This window comes from Ruegeria sp. SATB045 (assembly GCF_059613525.1).
Map to the genome: position 1 here is coordinate 325777 of NZ_JBXWSR010000037.1, position 13414 is coordinate 339190.

Annotated in this window: 18 protein-coding genes and 1 other RNA gene; 11 read left to right on the forward strand and 8 right to left on the reverse strand. The window is 57.6% G+C overall.

Going from position 1 to position 13414, the window contains the following annotated elements; all coding sequences use genetic code 11:
* Window positions 1–5 precede the first annotated feature (5 nt).
* Window positions 6–656, forward strand: a complete 651-nt coding sequence (locus tag AC2FNR_RS21250; protein WP_496851299.1) for a ceramidase domain-containing protein — start codon at window positions 6–8, stop codon at window positions 654–656.
* On the opposite strand, the gene AC2FNR_RS21255 is transcribed toward AC2FNR_RS21250, so the two are convergent.
* Together AC2FNR_RS21255 and AC2FNR_RS21260 are read right to left on the reverse strand one after the other, a co-directional pair.
* Window positions 653–1216: a DUF4202 domain-containing protein gene (locus AC2FNR_RS21255; RefSeq protein ID WP_496851301.1), complete on the reverse strand. Its 564-nt coding sequence runs from the start codon at window positions 1214–1216 to the stop codon at window positions 653–655. The genes AC2FNR_RS21250 and AC2FNR_RS21255 overlap by 4 nt on opposite strands.
* Before the next feature lie 125 nt (window positions 1217–1341).
* Complete coding sequence (locus AC2FNR_RS21260) at window positions 1342–1500, reverse strand: hypothetical protein (RefSeq protein WP_496851303.1); 159 nt, start codon at window positions 1498–1500, stop codon at window positions 1342–1344.
* A 226-nt stretch (window positions 1501–1726) separates the two neighbouring features.
* Between AC2FNR_RS21260 and gatC the strand changes: the two genes are divergently transcribed.
* From gatC to rnpB, 5 genes are all read left to right on the forward strand, one after another.
* The gene (gene gatC / locus AC2FNR_RS21265; RefSeq protein ID WP_496851305.1) at window positions 1727–2014 is read left to right on the forward strand and encodes an Asp-tRNA(Asn)/Glu-tRNA(Gln) amidotransferase subunit GatC; all 288 of its coding nucleotides are present in this window, start codon (window positions 1727–1729) and stop codon (window positions 2012–2014) included.
* A gap of 3 nt (window positions 2015–2017) precedes the next feature.
* Window positions 2018–3505: an Asp-tRNA(Asn)/Glu-tRNA(Gln) amidotransferase subunit GatA gene (gatA, locus tag AC2FNR_RS21270; protein ID WP_496851307.1), complete on the forward strand. Its 1488-nt coding sequence runs from the start codon at window positions 2018–2020 to the stop codon at window positions 3503–3505.
* A gap of 35 nt (window positions 3506–3540) precedes the next feature.
* Window positions 3541–4251: a hypothetical protein gene (locus AC2FNR_RS21275; RefSeq protein ID WP_496851309.1), complete on the forward strand. Its 711-nt coding sequence runs from the start codon at window positions 3541–3543 to the stop codon at window positions 4249–4251.
* Entirely contained in the window at window positions 4202–4903 is a 702-nt protein-coding gene (locus AC2FNR_RS21280) for an N-acetylmuramoyl-L-alanine amidase (RefSeq protein WP_496851311.1), read from the forward strand. The genes AC2FNR_RS21275 and AC2FNR_RS21280 overlap by 50 nt, the downstream gene beginning before the upstream one ends.
* 132 nt (window positions 4904–5035) lie before the next feature.
* An RNA gene (gene rnpB / locus AC2FNR_RS21285) (RNase P RNA component class A) lies at window positions 5036–5429 on the forward strand.
* 9 nt (window positions 5430–5438) lie between these two features.
* On the opposite strand, the gene AC2FNR_RS21290 is transcribed toward rnpB, so the two are convergent.
* From AC2FNR_RS21290 to AC2FNR_RS21300, 3 genes are all read right to left on the reverse strand, one after another.
* Complete coding sequence (locus AC2FNR_RS21290) at window positions 5439–5771, reverse strand: GYD domain-containing protein (protein ID WP_496851313.1); 333 nt, start codon at window positions 5769–5771, stop codon at window positions 5439–5441.
* A gap of 65 nt (window positions 5772–5836) precedes the next feature.
* Window positions 5837–6679: a DUF2182 domain-containing protein gene (locus AC2FNR_RS21295; protein ID WP_496851315.1), complete on the reverse strand. Its 843-nt coding sequence runs from the start codon at window positions 6677–6679 to the stop codon at window positions 5837–5839.
* 12 nt (window positions 6680–6691) lie between these two features.
* On the reverse strand, window positions 6692–7327 hold the full coding sequence (locus AC2FNR_RS21300) for a DUF1326 domain-containing protein (RefSeq protein ID WP_170753217.1): 636 nt from the start codon (window positions 7325–7327) through the stop codon (window positions 6692–6694).
* 293 nt (window positions 7328–7620) lie between these two features.
* Here AC2FNR_RS21300 and rpmG point away from each other — a divergent pair, with 293 nt between their 5' ends.
* Both rpmG and AC2FNR_RS21310 read left to right on the forward strand, forming a co-directional pair.
* Window positions 7621–7788, forward strand: coding sequence for a 50S ribosomal protein L33 (rpmG, locus tag AC2FNR_RS21305; RefSeq protein WP_010441901.1), 168 nt, complete (start codon window positions 7621–7623; stop codon window positions 7786–7788).
* Window positions 7789–8003: 215 nt separating this feature from the next.
* Window positions 8004–8510: a hypothetical protein gene (locus tag AC2FNR_RS21310; RefSeq protein ID WP_170352453.1), complete on the forward strand. Its 507-nt coding sequence runs from the start codon at window positions 8004–8006 to the stop codon at window positions 8508–8510.
* 131 nt (window positions 8511–8641) lie between these two features.
* On the opposite strand, the gene AC2FNR_RS21315 is transcribed toward AC2FNR_RS21310, so the two are convergent.
* Both AC2FNR_RS21315 and AC2FNR_RS21320 read right to left on the reverse strand, forming a co-directional pair.
* On the reverse strand, window positions 8642–9418 hold the full coding sequence (locus AC2FNR_RS21315; protein ID WP_170352454.1) for a Bax inhibitor-1/YccA family protein: 777 nt from the start codon (window positions 9416–9418) through the stop codon (window positions 8642–8644).
* Window positions 9419–9598: 180 nt separating this feature from the next.
* Window positions 9599–9808, reverse strand: a complete 210-nt coding sequence (locus tag AC2FNR_RS21320) for a DUF1127 domain-containing protein (RefSeq protein WP_209195018.1) — start codon at window positions 9806–9808, stop codon at window positions 9599–9601.
* A 127-nt stretch (window positions 9809–9935) separates the two neighbouring features.
* On the opposite strand from AC2FNR_RS21320, the gene AC2FNR_RS21325 reads away from it, so the two are divergent.
* Window positions 9936–10817: a LysR family transcriptional regulator gene (locus tag AC2FNR_RS21325; protein WP_496851318.1), complete on the forward strand. Its 882-nt coding sequence runs from the start codon at window positions 9936–9938 to the stop codon at window positions 10815–10817.
* Between the two features lie 5 nt (window positions 10818–10822).
* On the opposite strand, the gene AC2FNR_RS21330 is transcribed toward AC2FNR_RS21325, so the two are convergent.
* Window positions 10823–11779 carry an NADPH:quinone oxidoreductase family protein gene (locus AC2FNR_RS21330; RefSeq protein ID WP_496851320.1) on the reverse strand — a complete coding sequence of 319 codons (957 nt, stop codon included), beginning with the start codon at window positions 11777–11779 and terminating at the stop codon, window positions 10823–10825.
* Window positions 11780–12111: 332 nt separating this feature from the next.
* Here AC2FNR_RS21330 and AC2FNR_RS21335 point away from each other — a divergent pair, with 332 nt between their 5' ends.
* Both AC2FNR_RS21335 and hisN read left to right on the forward strand, forming a co-directional pair.
* Window positions 12112–12483, forward strand: a complete 372-nt coding sequence (locus AC2FNR_RS21335; RefSeq protein WP_170352458.1) for a helix-turn-helix domain-containing protein — start codon at window positions 12112–12114, stop codon at window positions 12481–12483.
* Between the two features lie 44 nt (window positions 12484–12527).
* Window positions 12528–13319 (forward strand): histidinol-phosphatase, encoded by a 792-nt coding sequence (gene hisN, locus AC2FNR_RS21340; RefSeq protein WP_353393718.1) that lies wholly within the window; start codon window positions 12528–12530, stop codon window positions 13317–13319.
* Window positions 13320–13414 lie beyond the last annotated feature (95 nt).

Genomic DNA, 13414 nt, shown 5'->3' on the forward strand with positions numbered 1-13414 from the left:
AATTCATGGACTGGTTTCAGGAAATTGACGGGTATTGCGAACGGTTGTCGCCCGCTTATTGGGCCGAGCCGATAAATGCGGTCACGAACGCGGCCTTTCTGGTTGCCGCGTTGATTATGTGGATGCGCGTTCGGGGGCAGGGGATGCCGCTGGCCGTAGCCCTGGTGGCGATTCTGGCTGCGATCGGAGTGGGCAGCTATCTGTTCCACACACATGCACAAGTCTGGGCGGCGCTAGCGGATGTCGCGCCTATCCTGCTGTATATTTTGGTCTACATTTTCGCGATCAACCGTGATGTCTGGCAGATGCGGCCGCTTTTTGCCGCCATCGTTACGGCGTTGTTTATCCCGTATGCAGCCGCGGCCATACCTGTTTTCCAACTCGTGCCGGGTCTCGGCGGGTCGGCGGCCTATGCGCCGGTCCCGTCGCTGATCCTGATCTACGCCTTCTTGTTGCGCACGCGCGTTCCGGAAACGGCCAAAGGGCTGGCCATCGGCGCGATAATCCTGATCGCCTCAATTACATTCCGGGCGCTGGATGAACCGATCTGCGGCCATCTGCCGTTGGGTACACATTTCATGTGGCACATCCTGAATGCGACCATGCTGGGCTGGATGATCGAGGTCTATCGCAGGCACATGATACGTCTGCGTTAGTTTTCGAAAGCGGCGGCAAGCTCTTTGGGTAGGTCAAATTCCTTCAATACCCGCGTGCGACCCTCGTCAGACATTTTGCGGGCGGTCTTTTCGACGATGCTTTGGATTTTCTCGGCAGAGTGCTTTGCGGCGAAGGGTGCAAAATACCACTTTAGAAACACGAAACAGATCACATCTTCCAGCGCCTGAACCTCGTCGTCGCGCTTGATGCCCTGTTTGCGCAGCATTCGCTCAGCCGCTTCGATGTCGCCGGCGCCATATTCACTAAGCTCCATCAACCCGGCGACGACTTCGGCGTGATGAACCGCTTGCGCTTTGCGCCATGCCAGATAGCCCGCACGACCTTCGGGGTATTCACTGCGGGCAAGCTTCCAACGTTCCACATGCTGACCGCGCGCCGCGATTTGCAGTGGGTCCGAGGCGTTTGGGAACAGCCGGTCCAACTCGGCGGTCATGCGCTGACCGTAGAGCAGGGCGGCAGGTTGGCCATCTTCCAGATTGGGGTCTTGTGCGTTGGCCGCGTCAATCGCGTCCAGAACTGCTTGTTTGCGCGGGTTCATCTTGTGCTCCGTCGAATGGCTGACTTTGTGTCCATCCTAGCGTGTCATCAGATTAAGCGCAGCAGGCGATTGTATAAAATCCGGGTCGGGGAGAGGAGGACCCGACCCGGACGAAGGGGGTCACATCACTTACCGACCTTCGTTTTATCTTGAGAGACAGGTTCCGAGACCGTTTCGGGGAAGGTCAGGTCGCGGGTCAGGCTGCCCATGGTCGGCCCGAATGCCTGTGCCTGCGCTGCCAGAAGGGTCGAGGTCAATACAAGGGCGGTCATGAGCGTTTTCATCGTCTTAACTCCGATTGTGCGTTTCCGTGAGTATGAAATGAACAGTTCAGTTTAGTTTTTCAAGAGGCAAAGTGAACTAATCGGTTTATTTTTTGCATGGCGGGTATGCTTCATTTGCAGTCGGCTTGGGTCGCCTGGGCGAAAGGCGGGAAAATCCGCCCCCTGCCGCTCTTGCGACCGGGGCGGCAGACAGGTAAACGCCACCTAACGCATATGAGGTTTTCCGATGTCGATTGACCAAAGCACAGCCGCCAAGGTGGCCAAACTGGCCCGGATCAAGGTCGAGGATGACGCGCTACCCGCGCTGGCATCCGAATTCAACACCATCCTTGGGTTCATCGAGCAACTGAACGAAGTGGATGTTGAAGGTGTCGAGCCCATGGTCTCGGTCGAGCCGATGCGCCTGAAACGGCGCGAGGATGTGGTCACCGACGGAAACCAGCAGGACAAGGTTCTGGCCAACGCCCCCGACGCGCGCGAGGGCTTTTACGCAGTCCCCAAAGTGGTGGAGTAAGATATGAGCGATCTGAACAAACTGGGCCTGGCCGAGGCCCGCGACGCGCTGCGCAAGGGTGACGTAACCTCGGTCGAGCTGACCGAAGCCTGCCTGAAAGCGATTGATGACGCCGACGCGCTGAACGCTTTTGTCCACAAGACGCCCGAGATCGCGCTGGAACGCGCCAAGGCGGCGGATGCCCGGATCAAGGAAGGCGATGCGCCTTCCATGTGTGGTCTGCCGATCGGCATCAAGGATCTGTTCTGCACCAAGGGCGTGCCCTCTCAGGCGGCCTCGAAGATTCTGGAAGGCTTCAAGCCGGAATACGAGTCCACAGTGTCTCAGCAACTGGCCGACGCCGGGGCTGTTATGCTGGGCAAGTTGAACATGGACGAATTCGCCATGGGCTCGTCCAACGAAACCTCGGTTTACGGAAACGCGGTCAGCCCGTGGCGGCGCGGCAATGACGACGCGCAACTGACACCTGGCGGCTCGTCGGGAGGTTCGGCGTCTGCTGTGGCGGCTGACCTGTGTCTGGCCGCAACCGGCACCGACACTGGCGGTTCGATCCGTCAGCCCGCCGCGTTTACCGGCATTGCCGGCATCAAGCCGACCTACGGCCGTTGCTCTCGCTGGGGCATTGTGGCCTTTGCGTCCTCGCTGGATCAGGCCGGTCCGATGACCAAAAACGTGCGCGATGCGGCGATCATGCTGGAAACCATGTGTGGCCATGACCCCAAGGATTCCACCAGCGCCGAATTGGCTGTGCCGAACTTTGAGGCGATGCTGACCGGCGACATCAAGGGCAAGAAAATCGGAATCCCTAAGGAATACCGTATGGACGGTATGCCGGCCGAGATCGAAAAGCTCTGGGCAGATGGCGCCGAGATGCTCAAAGCTGCTGGGGCCGAGATCGTCGATATCTCGCTGCCGCACACCAAGTACGCGCTGCCTGCCTATTACGTGATTGCCCCGGCCGAGGCGTCCTCGAATCTGGCGCGCTATGACGGCGTCCGCTATGGCCGCCGCGCCACGCTGGCGCAGGGCGATGGCATCACCGAAATGTACGAGAAAACTCGCGCTGAAGGCTTCGGTCACGAAGTTCAGCGCCGTGTGATGGTCGGCACCTATGTGCTGTCGGCGGGCTTCTACGACGCCTACTACAACCGCGCCCGCCGCGTACGTACCCTGATCAAGAAAGACTTCGAAGACGTCTTTGCCGCAGGTGTCGACGCAATCCTGACGCCCGCTACCCCGTCGGCGTCGTTCGGGCTGGGTGAGATGACCGAAGCCGATCCGGTGCAGATGTATCTGAACGACGTCTTCACCGTCACCGTGAACCTTGCGGGCCTGCCCGGTGTCTCTGTCCCGGCAGGTCTGGACGCACAGGGTCTGCCGTTGGGTCTGCAGTTGATCGGACGTCCTTGGGAAGAGGGTGATCTGCTCAACACGGCCTACGCGCTGGAAAACGCCGCCGGGTTTGTGGCCAAGCCGGGCAAATGGTGGTAGGTCTGGGCGCAGGCAAGACAACACGGAGCAGCCGGATGCGATTTACGTTTCTGATCCCCGCAATCGGGTTTGTGGCCGCCTGCAACACGGTGGCCCCGATCCAGGGGACCGACTTCAATACACCGTCTTATCAGGCCCAGCGTGAGGCCCAATTGGCTGGCCAAGGCTACAGGGGCAACCCTCTGGTCGGCCCAGTAGACGTGTCAGAGCAGGCGCTTGGCGCGCCGGGTACAGCACTGCCCCCATCGGGAGACAACGCAGACCTGGCCTCTGCTACTGCGGCGGCTTTGGCTAGTACTTCTGCCTCTGGTGCACCTTTGACCGCTCCGGTTGCGACAGAGCTTCCGAGCAACAACGCCATCTCGGATGAGCAGGATTTTGGGGCTGTATCTGACCGCCGTTCCATCGAGTCAGATGCGGCACGGATCGAACAGAATCGTCAAACCTACGAGGTGGTTGCCCCAACAGCGATCCCTCAGCGGGGCACCGATGGACAGCCCAACATTGTGCAATACGCGTTAAGCACTTCAAATCCGGTTGGTACGCAGCTCTATAGTCGGGCAGGGTTCAACCTACAGGCCAAGGCGCAAAGGAATTGCGCAAAATTCCCGTCGGCGGATCAAGCACAGATCGAGTTCCTGTCCAATGGTGGCCCGCAGCGCGACCGTAAGGGGTTGGACCCGGACGGAGACGGGTATGCCTGCGGCTGGAACCCCAGCGCGTTTCGCAGTGCCGTCAACAACTGACCTGAATCCGATCTGGCACCCTTCCCCCAATTTCGGCTCACGCAGAGACGGGTTGGGGCCGTCGCTGGTCGTTCTGCACTATACCGCAATGAACAGCGCCCAGGCGGCGTTGGATCGCCTCTGCGACCCGCAATACGAGGTGTCCGCCCACTACCTGATCGGTTGTGGCGGCACGCTCTGGCAGATGGTGCGCGAAGAAGACCGTGCTTGGCACGCCGGGGCAGGTGAGTGGCGCGGCCAAACTGACATCAACTCGCGCTCGATCGGGATCGAGCTGGACAATCGCGGCGACCACCCCTTTTCCGAGCCGCAACTGACGACACTCGAAATCCTTCTGCTCGCAATCATGTCGCGCTGGAATATCCCGCCTTCCGGTGTAATCGGTCATTCTGACATGGCTCCGGGCCGCAAAATCGACCCCGGCCGGCGCTTCCCTTGGTCTCGGCTGGAACACCAAGCCCTTGCCGCCCAATCGGGCGCAGGCGATTGTCCGCAAAATCTCACACAAGAGGCGTTCCGCGCTGCTGCCCGCGCCGCAGGCTATACTGCCCAAACCGACGACGATACGCTGCTGGCAACTGTGCGCCTGCGTCACCGTCCAAGTGCAACAGGCCCTTTGCACCCTGCCGATTTCGCCGCGCTTATCCCCTAGAACCTGATCCGTCCTTCATCTGGCCAAAAATACCTCGGGGTTGAATTGGCCGTAGGCCAAGAAGGGGCTGGCCCCTTCTACCAACCAATCCACCCTTGACGCCGCCTGGCCCAAAGCCTACCCAGCCCACGCGCGGAGGGCCGGATGGCCGCTGGGGTCGCAAGGCCCGAGAGGAAAGTCCGGACTCCACAAGACAACGGTGCCGGGTAATGCCCGGGCGGGGTAACCCGACGGAAAGCGCCACAGAAATCAGACCGCCACACGCGTGTGGTAAGGGTGAAACGGTGGGGTAAGAGCCCACCGCGCCGCTGGCAACAGCGGTGGCACGGCAAGCCCCACCGGGAGCAATGCCAAATAGGGTCCCAGCGCGGGCCGGTCGGCGCCCGCCGATACCGCCGCTAAGCCTGTCTTGGCCCAGAGGGACCGGGTTGGCAGCTTGAGCCGCGCAGCAATGCACGGCCTAGAGGAATGGTCATCGAAGGGGGTAACCCCGGAACAAGATCCGGCTTACAGGCCCTCCGCGCATATTCCCTGCTCACTTGCCCGGGGGTGAATAGGCTTCGGCAAGTTTGGCAGCTTTTTTCTGAATCGCGACAAAATCTTTGGCCTTCCATGCGCGAACTGTCTCGACCTTGGAAACTGCGCCCGAGGCTGCGACGGCCATGCCGACGGCGACCGCATCAGTTCCGTCCGGTGCCTCGCTGATAACAACCACGTCGTTTTCGCCAGTTGTCACATAAAAAGCCAATAACTTGCCTCCGACTGTCTTTAAAAGAGCTTTCACCGGTCCCGTCCGATCCGCCGGCTTCTTAAGCATCCCACGGACACCGCCCTGCGAATAAGTGGCGTAAGTAATGAAAATTGGCATGTCTACCTCCTGAAAAAATGAAGGGGACCCTTAAGTTGGCCGGCCCCGAAAGCCGAGTATTTTGATCACGTCACCGGAATCGAAAGCCCTGCGATCAACCAAGCACCGAATACGATCAAGGCAATGCCGGTCAGGGGAACCAGCCATCTTGCATGCGGGATAAGTTTTTCCAGCGCGACATACACGGCGATCCCGACAATCCAATAAAGGTTCATAACGCCGCCAACAAACAGCAGCAGCATCAGCGCCCAGCAGCACCCAAGGCAATATGCCCCATGCAGTGCGCCGGTACGAAAGGCGCCAACTGCACCCGGTCTGCTGTGGTCGGCCAAAAAATGCGCAGGGTTGCGGCAATGACGCAGGCATGCAGTTTTAAGGCTGGACAGTTGATAGAGCCCGGCCGCCAACAGAATAATCCCGGCAAAGGTTCGGGATCGGATCGTCATCATCGGCCCGTCAGATAACCCGGCTTGTTCCAACCCCCATTGCGCTCCTGTTGCCAATGCGCTGAAGGCCGCCCAAGTTACCAGATAACCGCTCAGAAAAACCATGCTCAGGACAGCGGACCGGGCCTTTTCAGGCCCCATGCGTTTGATCGCGGTATAAAGCAAAACGGTAGGAGCAGCGCTGGGTGTCATCATGGCGACCATCATCACCCACCACATTAGAAAAATAAGGATGGCGTAGGGCAGGGACCACGCCGTTTGACCTGCCATTGTCATTGGCTCTCCGATCGGTCCGGCCATGCGGGTCATGTCTACTGCGGACATGTTCATACCAATGCCAACTGTTGTGTACCACGCAGCGCCAAGGACGACTGCGAGGACACCCAGCAACACGATTAGTCGGTCATGGCGTAAAACACGATCAATGGCTCCGGCCGAGGCCGGGTCGTTCTCAGAGGTCATGATCGCACCTGTTCACGCGCCAAGAACGCCGTGGCCTGATATGTTAAGATGCGCCAAATGCGCGTGGGTGGCGTCAAAGCTCAGGCTGATCTCGCCACCCGTTGTCTGTGCTTTCCCCGAGGCGGCCTCGGCCTGACGATATTCAAACCCATTCGGTAATTGTATGGATGCCCGATGGGGCAGACCCGATACGATATGTGGAATCGGATTGACCTCAAGATCGAAGACACCATGAACCTTTGCGTGGCCTGTGCGGTCTTCGCGGGACCAGCTCAACTCGATCGGTACATAGAGTGTTTCGTGTTTGGTTGGTGCCATGGCGCTGTAGACGAACCAGAATGTCGCCATTTCATCCGTGTCCTGACCAGTCATGATAGCTTGCATCGCCGCCCGCTGATCGGCCGAGGCCGAGACGTCGATCACCAATTGCATTTGGCCGTTGCCTTCGTGAATCGGGCCCGGCCAATAGTAGACGCCTGCCGCGCGGATTCCCGCAAGATCGGTGTCTCCGTAGTGGCCGCTTTGGATATCATAAACAACAACCGCTTCGCAGTTGCCATGCGTCGGCAAAACGCTGAATTGGCACGGGCAACCGAAGTTGCAGTTGCAATTGGCCAATTCCTCGGCCTGAAGTTCCCATTCCGTCATAATAGCCCCCCAAGTGTACGGCATGATAAAACCGCGCTACCCCAAGGTTTTGCCTGTGATCCGATGCCTCGTGCATCCCGCCGGAATGCAGCCTTTTGGCTTGCTCCGACCGCAGAACTGTATCACGGAACCGTGATCCCACCAAATCGACACGGTTCGGCCGTCGCGCGTCAGATGGAATTGTGCGGAAAAGACACCGATTCAGGTTGACTCGGCTGTGCGACCGGGTAAAAGCGCACGCTCATAGGAATTCAACCGAAAGGCCCCTGCCTTTTCGGACGCAGGAGATAACCATGGCGAAGCCGACGACAATCAAGATCCGTCTGAACTCGACCGCGGGCACGGGCCACTTCTACGTGACCAAGAAAAACGCGCGTACCATGACCGAGAAAATGACCATTCGTAAATACGATCCGGTCGCTCGGAAACATGTCGAGTACAAGGAAGGCAAGATTAAGTAATCTGCCGTCCCTCTTGGACAGCTTAGAAGGCCTCGTGTTTACGGGGCCTTTTTTCGTTTGAAACTGGTTGGATGGTGGATCTCGGACGACCTTGTGCTGCATCTGTGCCGTTGCAACGGCGCATCAGCCGTAAAGCTATTCGCTACGGCTGCGGGTTGCTTTTTGGAACGCCTTTCTCATACGCTTCAGCTAATCGTTCCAAAATGTTGGCCGTCATGAAAAAAATCTTGTTATCCACAGCTACCGTTCTGGCCCTTGCGGCCTGTGAAGACCCTTACAATCGCTCAGGTGTCGGCTTTACCGGCATTGATGGTGAGCCCCGGACAATTGCGGATGTTCCGGGTGCGGTCGCCTTCCTGCCTGAGGCAACGAACGTACCCGCAGAACTCGCCGTCTTGCCGGCGGTGCCCGTGACGACAAGCGAAACCGATCCGCAGAAAATCGCACGGATCGCGATTGACAATGGCGGCCGCAGTGACGCCAATTCAGTCGTGCTGACCGGTTCAGACACAAACCTGTTCCTTAGCACAGTAAGCGTAAACGGAACGCTGTATGGTGTCTTACGCACCGCGAATAACTCGACCCGTATCGACAACGAAATCGGCGCAGCCTTCGGTCGTAACGCCGAACAGTTCACTGGTTGTTTGCCTGCGGGTAATGTGTTCCGCAAAGGGTCGTCGCAGCGCAGCTCGGGCTTTGCTGTTCCTCTGAACTGCAGCTGATCTTTTCTTTAAGCCGTCTAAGACGAAAGGCCCTCACTGGATGGTGGGGGCCTTTTTTGGTGTACTAAATAGCCCGCGAAAAAAAGGGCGAGCCATTGGCTCGCCCTGAATTGCGTGGTCTGAAGACCGCGTTACTCGCGGTTGCCGAATAACTGCAGCAGGAACATAAACATGTTGATAAAGTCGAGATACAGGCTCAGTGCGCCCATGATCGCTGCTTTACCCAACCATTCCTGATCACCCGAATGGGCCATTTGCAGGTAAGTGGTTTTGATGTTCTGCGTGTCGTATGCGGTCAGTCCAGCGAAGATCAGCACACCGATGACCGAGATTGCAAAGGCCATGGCCGAGGATGCAATGAAGATGTTCACGATCGATGCTACGATCAGACCAATCACGCCCATGATCAGGAACGTGCCCATTGCCGACAGATCTTTCTTGGTCGTGTAGCCATACAGCGACAGCCCCGCAAAGGCGATGGCAGTGATAAGGAAGACCTGAATGATCGACTCGCCGGTAAAGACCAAGAAGATCCAGCTGATCGAAACGCCCATAACGGCTGCGAACAGGTAGAATACCGTCTGCGCAGCTGCTGCCGACATACGGTTGATCCCGGCGCTAAAGCCAAAAACAAAGGCCAGCGGCGCGAACATGATCACCCATCTCAGCGGCGATGAAAACAGGGCGGCACCTAGCGATGTCAGGTATTTGTCAGCGCTCAGTTGCGCCGCTGCCGCCGATGGGTCGGTTGTTGTTGCCAGGCCGGCAATTGCCCAAGCCGCCGCAAATGTTATCAGCATGCCGACGGACATTGTGCCGTAGACTTTATTCATGTGGGCGCGCAGGCCCTCGTCAATCTGGGCAGCGCGCGCGCCGGCCGCCGTCCGGATCGTGTCAAATTGTGCCATAAAAGGGTCTCCCTTCGTTAATTCTTTGCGCGCCCGCAAGAGGGCGGCGTTCCCCGCAAATATCGGCAACTGCGGGCAAGCTTTCAAGGGTTTAGCGCAGGATTCCGGTTAAAACTGACAACAAAAATGGCGACCTGCTGATGCGGATCGCCATTCCAGGAAAAAAGATCAATTTAAAAATCATCTTTGCCAGAATTCCGGCGCATCCCAGATTTTGCGCGAGGCCTCTGCCTCGGCCTGTTCGCGGGTGATTCCGATGTCTTCCAACGCGCGGGCATCCAGCCGAGCCAGGGTGCAGCGCTGGCGATACAAAGACACGGCGTCCAGCAACGTTTTCAAGCCAAACCGGCGGCGCGGTGGACAGGGGTGGTGGAGTGCAACTTGGGTCATAATTTATGTCCTTTCCTCTATTTGCGATGAATATCGCCTGTCTCATCAACTTTCTTGATTTATATGGCGTGGTGTGACACATTTTAAAAATGAATGTTTTTGATCTGATCCATAAGGAATCGTGAAGATGCGAAATCTCGATATTACGACGCTGCGATCCTTCGTGGCTGTAGCCGACCAAGGCGGAGTAACCCGCGCCGCCGGGTTCCTGCATCTGACGCAATCTGCCGTCTCAATGCAGCTGAAGCGTTTGGAAGAGCTTTTGGGTCTGGATCTGCTGGACCGCAGCGGTCGGACCATTGCGCTGACACCCTCGGGCGAACAGCTGTTGGCGTACGCACGGCGAATGGTCGCGTTGAATGATGAGGTGATCTCGAAGCTGACGGACCAAGCCTATGAGGGGGAAGTCGTGCTTGGTGTACCGCATGACATCGTATACCCGGCCATTCCGCGTGTTTTGAAGCAGTTCAATGCAGATTTCCCTCGGGTGCGCATCCAACTGGTGTCGTCTTTCTCATTGCAGCTCAAGGAAATGTTCAAGAAAGGCGAATGTGATTTGATCCTGACAACCGAGGGCGGGGCGGCCGATGGTGCTGAGTCGATCGCAGAATTGCCTTTGCGCTGGGTCGGTGCGCCGAATGGGTCTGCTTGGCGTAAGCGTCCATTGCCCTTGGCCGAGGGGCGCCGGTGCCTTTTCCGACCCAAGGTGATCAGCGCCCTTGATGCACAGGACATTCCCTGGGAACTGACCGTCGACGCCGAAGATGATCGTACAATCGAGGCAACGGTCAGTGCCGACTTGGCTGTAAGCGCGATGCTGGAAGGGACCGAGGCCGCACATCTCGAGCTTATCGACTCCGGCGGTGCTTTGCCCGATCTGCCTGTGCAAATGATCAACTTGTACGGTGGAGAGGCGGGCCGAGGTGATGTGGTCGAGGCCCTGGCTGCTTTGGTCCGTCAAAATTTCCGCATGTTGGTCGGCACGCCCTTGAAGGCGGTCGCGGGGTAGGGGGTTCAGATAGTGATCACGACTTTTCCGGTCGCGGTCCGATCCCGTAGCATCTGCAAACCTCTGGCTGCTTCGGTCAGCGGAAACGTATGACTGATATAAGGTTTTATGCGCCCTTCGGTATGCCACTGGAACAGGGTTTGAAAGCTCTTTTGCACGATTTCCGGGCGGAAGTTCAGATACCCACCGATATAAAAACCTATGACGGTCAGGTTTTTGACCAGCAGATGATTCGCTGGGATTTGCGGGACTTCGCCGCCGGCGAAGCCGATTGGCACTAATCTTCCTTCGGGGTTTGTGGCGCGAAATGCGGCTTTGAACACATCGCCGCCGATTGCATCATAGACGACATCAGCGCCGCCCAGTTCCTTGACCCGCATGCGAAGGTCTTCAGAGCTATCAATCAAGTGATCAGCTCCCGCCTTGCGGGCCACCTCCAACTTTTCAGAGCCACGTGCTTGCGCGATGACGGTAGCCCCCATAAGTTTGCCGATTTCAACCGCAGTTAAGCCAACGCCTCCGGCGGCGCCGGTGACTAAAAGTGTTTCGCCCGGTTGTAGCTGCGCTCTGTGATCCAAAGCCATATGCCCTGTTCCGTAGGCAATCTGGATCGCGGCGGCGTTTTCAAAGCTCATGCTGTCTGGCATCGGGATCGCCCGCGCAGCCTCGAATACACCATACTCGGCTAGCCCACCTTGGCCTGAATAGATGGCGATGCGATCGCCCGGATTAAGGTGCGTGACGTCAGGCCCGCAGCTGTCGACAATCCCAGCGATTTCCATGCCCTGGGTGAATGGGGCCGGAGGCGTGTCCTGATACGTACCCTTTTGCATCAACAGATCGGCAAAATTCAGGCCACAGGCTTTGATGGCAACGCGAATCTGTCCTGGACCGGGCTCGGGTATATCCAGATTGCACAGCCGGGGTTCGGCCCCGGTGGTTTCGATTCTAAAAGCCTGCATCAACTCGCTCCGTGTTTGCGGCATAGATTCGGTTTGTCCTGCCGTTGTCAATTCATTACCGGGCGAGACAACCTAAGGCAGCGCAGGAATTACATAATATTGCAATGCGTGTACGCGTTTATGTCTATTGCGATTGCACAACCGTAAACCATTGTTGGGTAATCTCGATTCAACCCGCTTGAAAAAATCACCAAAAGGCGCAATATTGCGCTATGGTGCTGATTTGGGGGCATGTTCCAAATTAGGGAGTGGTTAAGCGCGACTCGCTAGTGATGCGGTGGTGGTGTACGCCGTGCGTCCCTGGGAGTTGTGTGTAGTAGAGGAGAATACCGATGACCCATCACGTCGATGTCCATGTGGGCAAGCGCGTACGGCATCGCCGTTGGCTGATTGGGATGACTCAACAGCAGCTGGCGCAGCAGGTTGGTATCAAGTTTCAGCAAATCCAGAAGTATGAAACAGGGGCTAACCGAATCAGCGCATCCCGCCTGTGGGACATTGCCGAGGCACTAGATGTTCCGGTCAGCTTTTTCTTTGAAGGTCTGGAAGAGGCCGAAAAAGAAACCGCTGGCAAGAAATCGGTTCCTGCGGATCTGATGGGGGACAAGGAAGCACTGGATCTGGTCCGCTCGTATTATGCGATTCCTGAAAACCAGCGCCGCCGTCTTTTCGAACTGGCTCGGGTTCTCAGCGACGTTGCTTGAATTAGCGGGTTGACTCTGATGCCGGTGATCCTCACGGGTGTCGCATGCAACAGATCTCGCTCAGTGACATAGAAGTAGCACAGGAAATGGCCGACGCCGCGCGCGAGGTCATTCTTCCTTTTTTCCGGAAACCGGATCTGGAAACCTCGAACAAGCTGACTGACGGGTTTGACCCGGTCACTGTCGCGGATCGGGCGGCGGAACAAGCCATGCGGGCGGTTCTGGCGCGTCACCGTCCAGACGATGGCATTTTTGGCGAAGAATATGGGCAGGTCGAGGGTCTCAGCGGTCGAACCTGGGTGTTGGATCCGATCGACGGAACCCGAGGCTTCATCAGTGGTACTCCGACTTGGGGGGTTCTGATTGCCCTCAGCACTCAGGACGGACCCGTCATGGGGGTGATTGATCAGCCCTATATTGGCGAGCGTTTCATAGGGTCGGCGGATACTGCCGAGGTCTCAGGTCCGACTGGTACGCTACCTTTGAAGACGCGCGCGACAGAAACGCTGGATCAAGCCGTTTTGTTTACCACGTTCCCCGAGGTGGGAACTTCGGAAGAACGCGCAGGATTTGAATCCGTAGCGCAGCACGTACGCCTGACACGTTACGGCATGGATTGTTATGCCTACGCGTTGTTGGCAGCGGGGCAGGTCGATCTGGTGATTGAATGCGGCTTGAATGCCTATGATATTCAGGCACCCATCGCAGTGATCGAGGCTGCAGGCGGTATCGTAACTGACTGGCAAGGTGGCCCGGCACATCAGGGTGGACGCGTGCTTGCTGCGGCGAATGCTGACCTGCATGCCAAGGCGCTGGCCATTCTGCACGACGTTTGAAACAGGTTGATGCGGGGGCGATGGTCAGGTAGCGTTCATCCCGCTGGTTCTTGAGCCCGTTTTCCGCCAGCCATCGCACTCCATGCATGAAACGG

What these genes read in the sequence shown, in the direction of transcription:
- rpmG (WP_010441901.1), top strand. Translation starts at nt 7,621, where the DNA reads ATGGCGAAGCCGACGACAATCAAGATCCGTCTGAACTCGACCGCGGGC.
- AC2FNR_RS21310 (WP_170352453.1), top strand. Translation starts at nt 8,004, where the DNA reads ATGAAAAAAATCTTGTTATCCACAGCTACCGTTCTGGCCCTTGCGGCC.
- AC2FNR_RS21300 (WP_170753217.1), bottom strand. Translation starts at nt 7,327, where the DNA reads ATGACGGAATGGGAACTTCAGGCCGAGGAATTGGCCAATTGCAACTGC.
- AC2FNR_RS21280 (WP_496851311.1), top strand. Translation starts at nt 4,202, where the DNA reads ATGCCTGCGGCTGGAACCCCAGCGCGTTTCGCAGTGCCGTCAACAACT.
- AC2FNR_RS21295 (WP_496851315.1), bottom strand. Translation starts at nt 6,679, where the DNA reads ATGACCTCTGAGAACGACCCGGCCTCGGCCGGAGCCATTGATCGTGTT.
- gatC (WP_496851305.1), top strand. Translation starts at nt 1,727, where the DNA reads ATGTCGATTGACCAAAGCACAGCCGCCAAGGTGGCCAAACTGGCCCGG.
- AC2FNR_RS21290 (WP_496851313.1), bottom strand. Translation starts at nt 5,771, where the DNA reads ATGCCAATTTTCATTACTTACGCCACTTATTCGCAGGGCGGTGTCCGT.
- AC2FNR_RS21335 (WP_170352458.1), top strand. Translation starts at nt 12,112, where the DNA reads ATGACCCATCACGTCGATGTCCATGTGGGCAAGCGCGTACGGCATCGC.
- AC2FNR_RS21250 (WP_496851299.1), top strand. Translation starts at nt 6, where the DNA reads ATGGACTGGTTTCAGGAAATTGACGGGTATTGCGAACGGTTGTCGCCC.
- AC2FNR_RS21330 (WP_496851320.1), bottom strand. Translation starts at nt 11,779, where the DNA reads ATGCAGGCTTTTAGAATCGAAACCACCGGGGCCGAACCCCGGCTGTGC.
- AC2FNR_RS21260 (WP_496851303.1), bottom strand. Translation starts at nt 1,500, where the DNA reads ATGAAAACGCTCATGACCGCCCTTGTATTGACCTCGACCCTTCTGGCA.
- AC2FNR_RS21325 (WP_496851318.1), top strand. Translation starts at nt 9,936, where the DNA reads ATGCGAAATCTCGATATTACGACGCTGCGATCCTTCGTGGCTGTAGCC.
- AC2FNR_RS21255 (WP_496851301.1), bottom strand. Translation starts at nt 1,216, where the DNA reads ATGAACCCGCGCAAACAAGCAGTTCTGGACGCGATTGACGCGGCCAAC.
- AC2FNR_RS21315 (WP_170352454.1), bottom strand. Translation starts at nt 9,418, where the DNA reads ATGGCACAATTTGACACGATCCGGACGGCGGCCGGCGCGCGCGCTGCC.
- gatA (WP_496851307.1), top strand. Translation starts at nt 2,018, where the DNA reads ATGAGCGATCTGAACAAACTGGGCCTGGCCGAGGCCCGCGACGCGCTG.
- hisN (WP_353393718.1), top strand. Translation starts at nt 12,528, where the DNA reads ATGCAACAGATCTCGCTCAGTGACATAGAAGTAGCACAGGAAATGGCC.
- AC2FNR_RS21320 (WP_209195018.1), bottom strand. Translation starts at nt 9,808, where the DNA reads ATGACCCAAGTTGCACTCCACCACCCCTGTCCACCGCGCCGCCGGTTT.
- AC2FNR_RS21275 (WP_496851309.1), top strand. Translation starts at nt 3,541, where the DNA reads ATGCGATTTACGTTTCTGATCCCCGCAATCGGGTTTGTGGCCGCCTGC.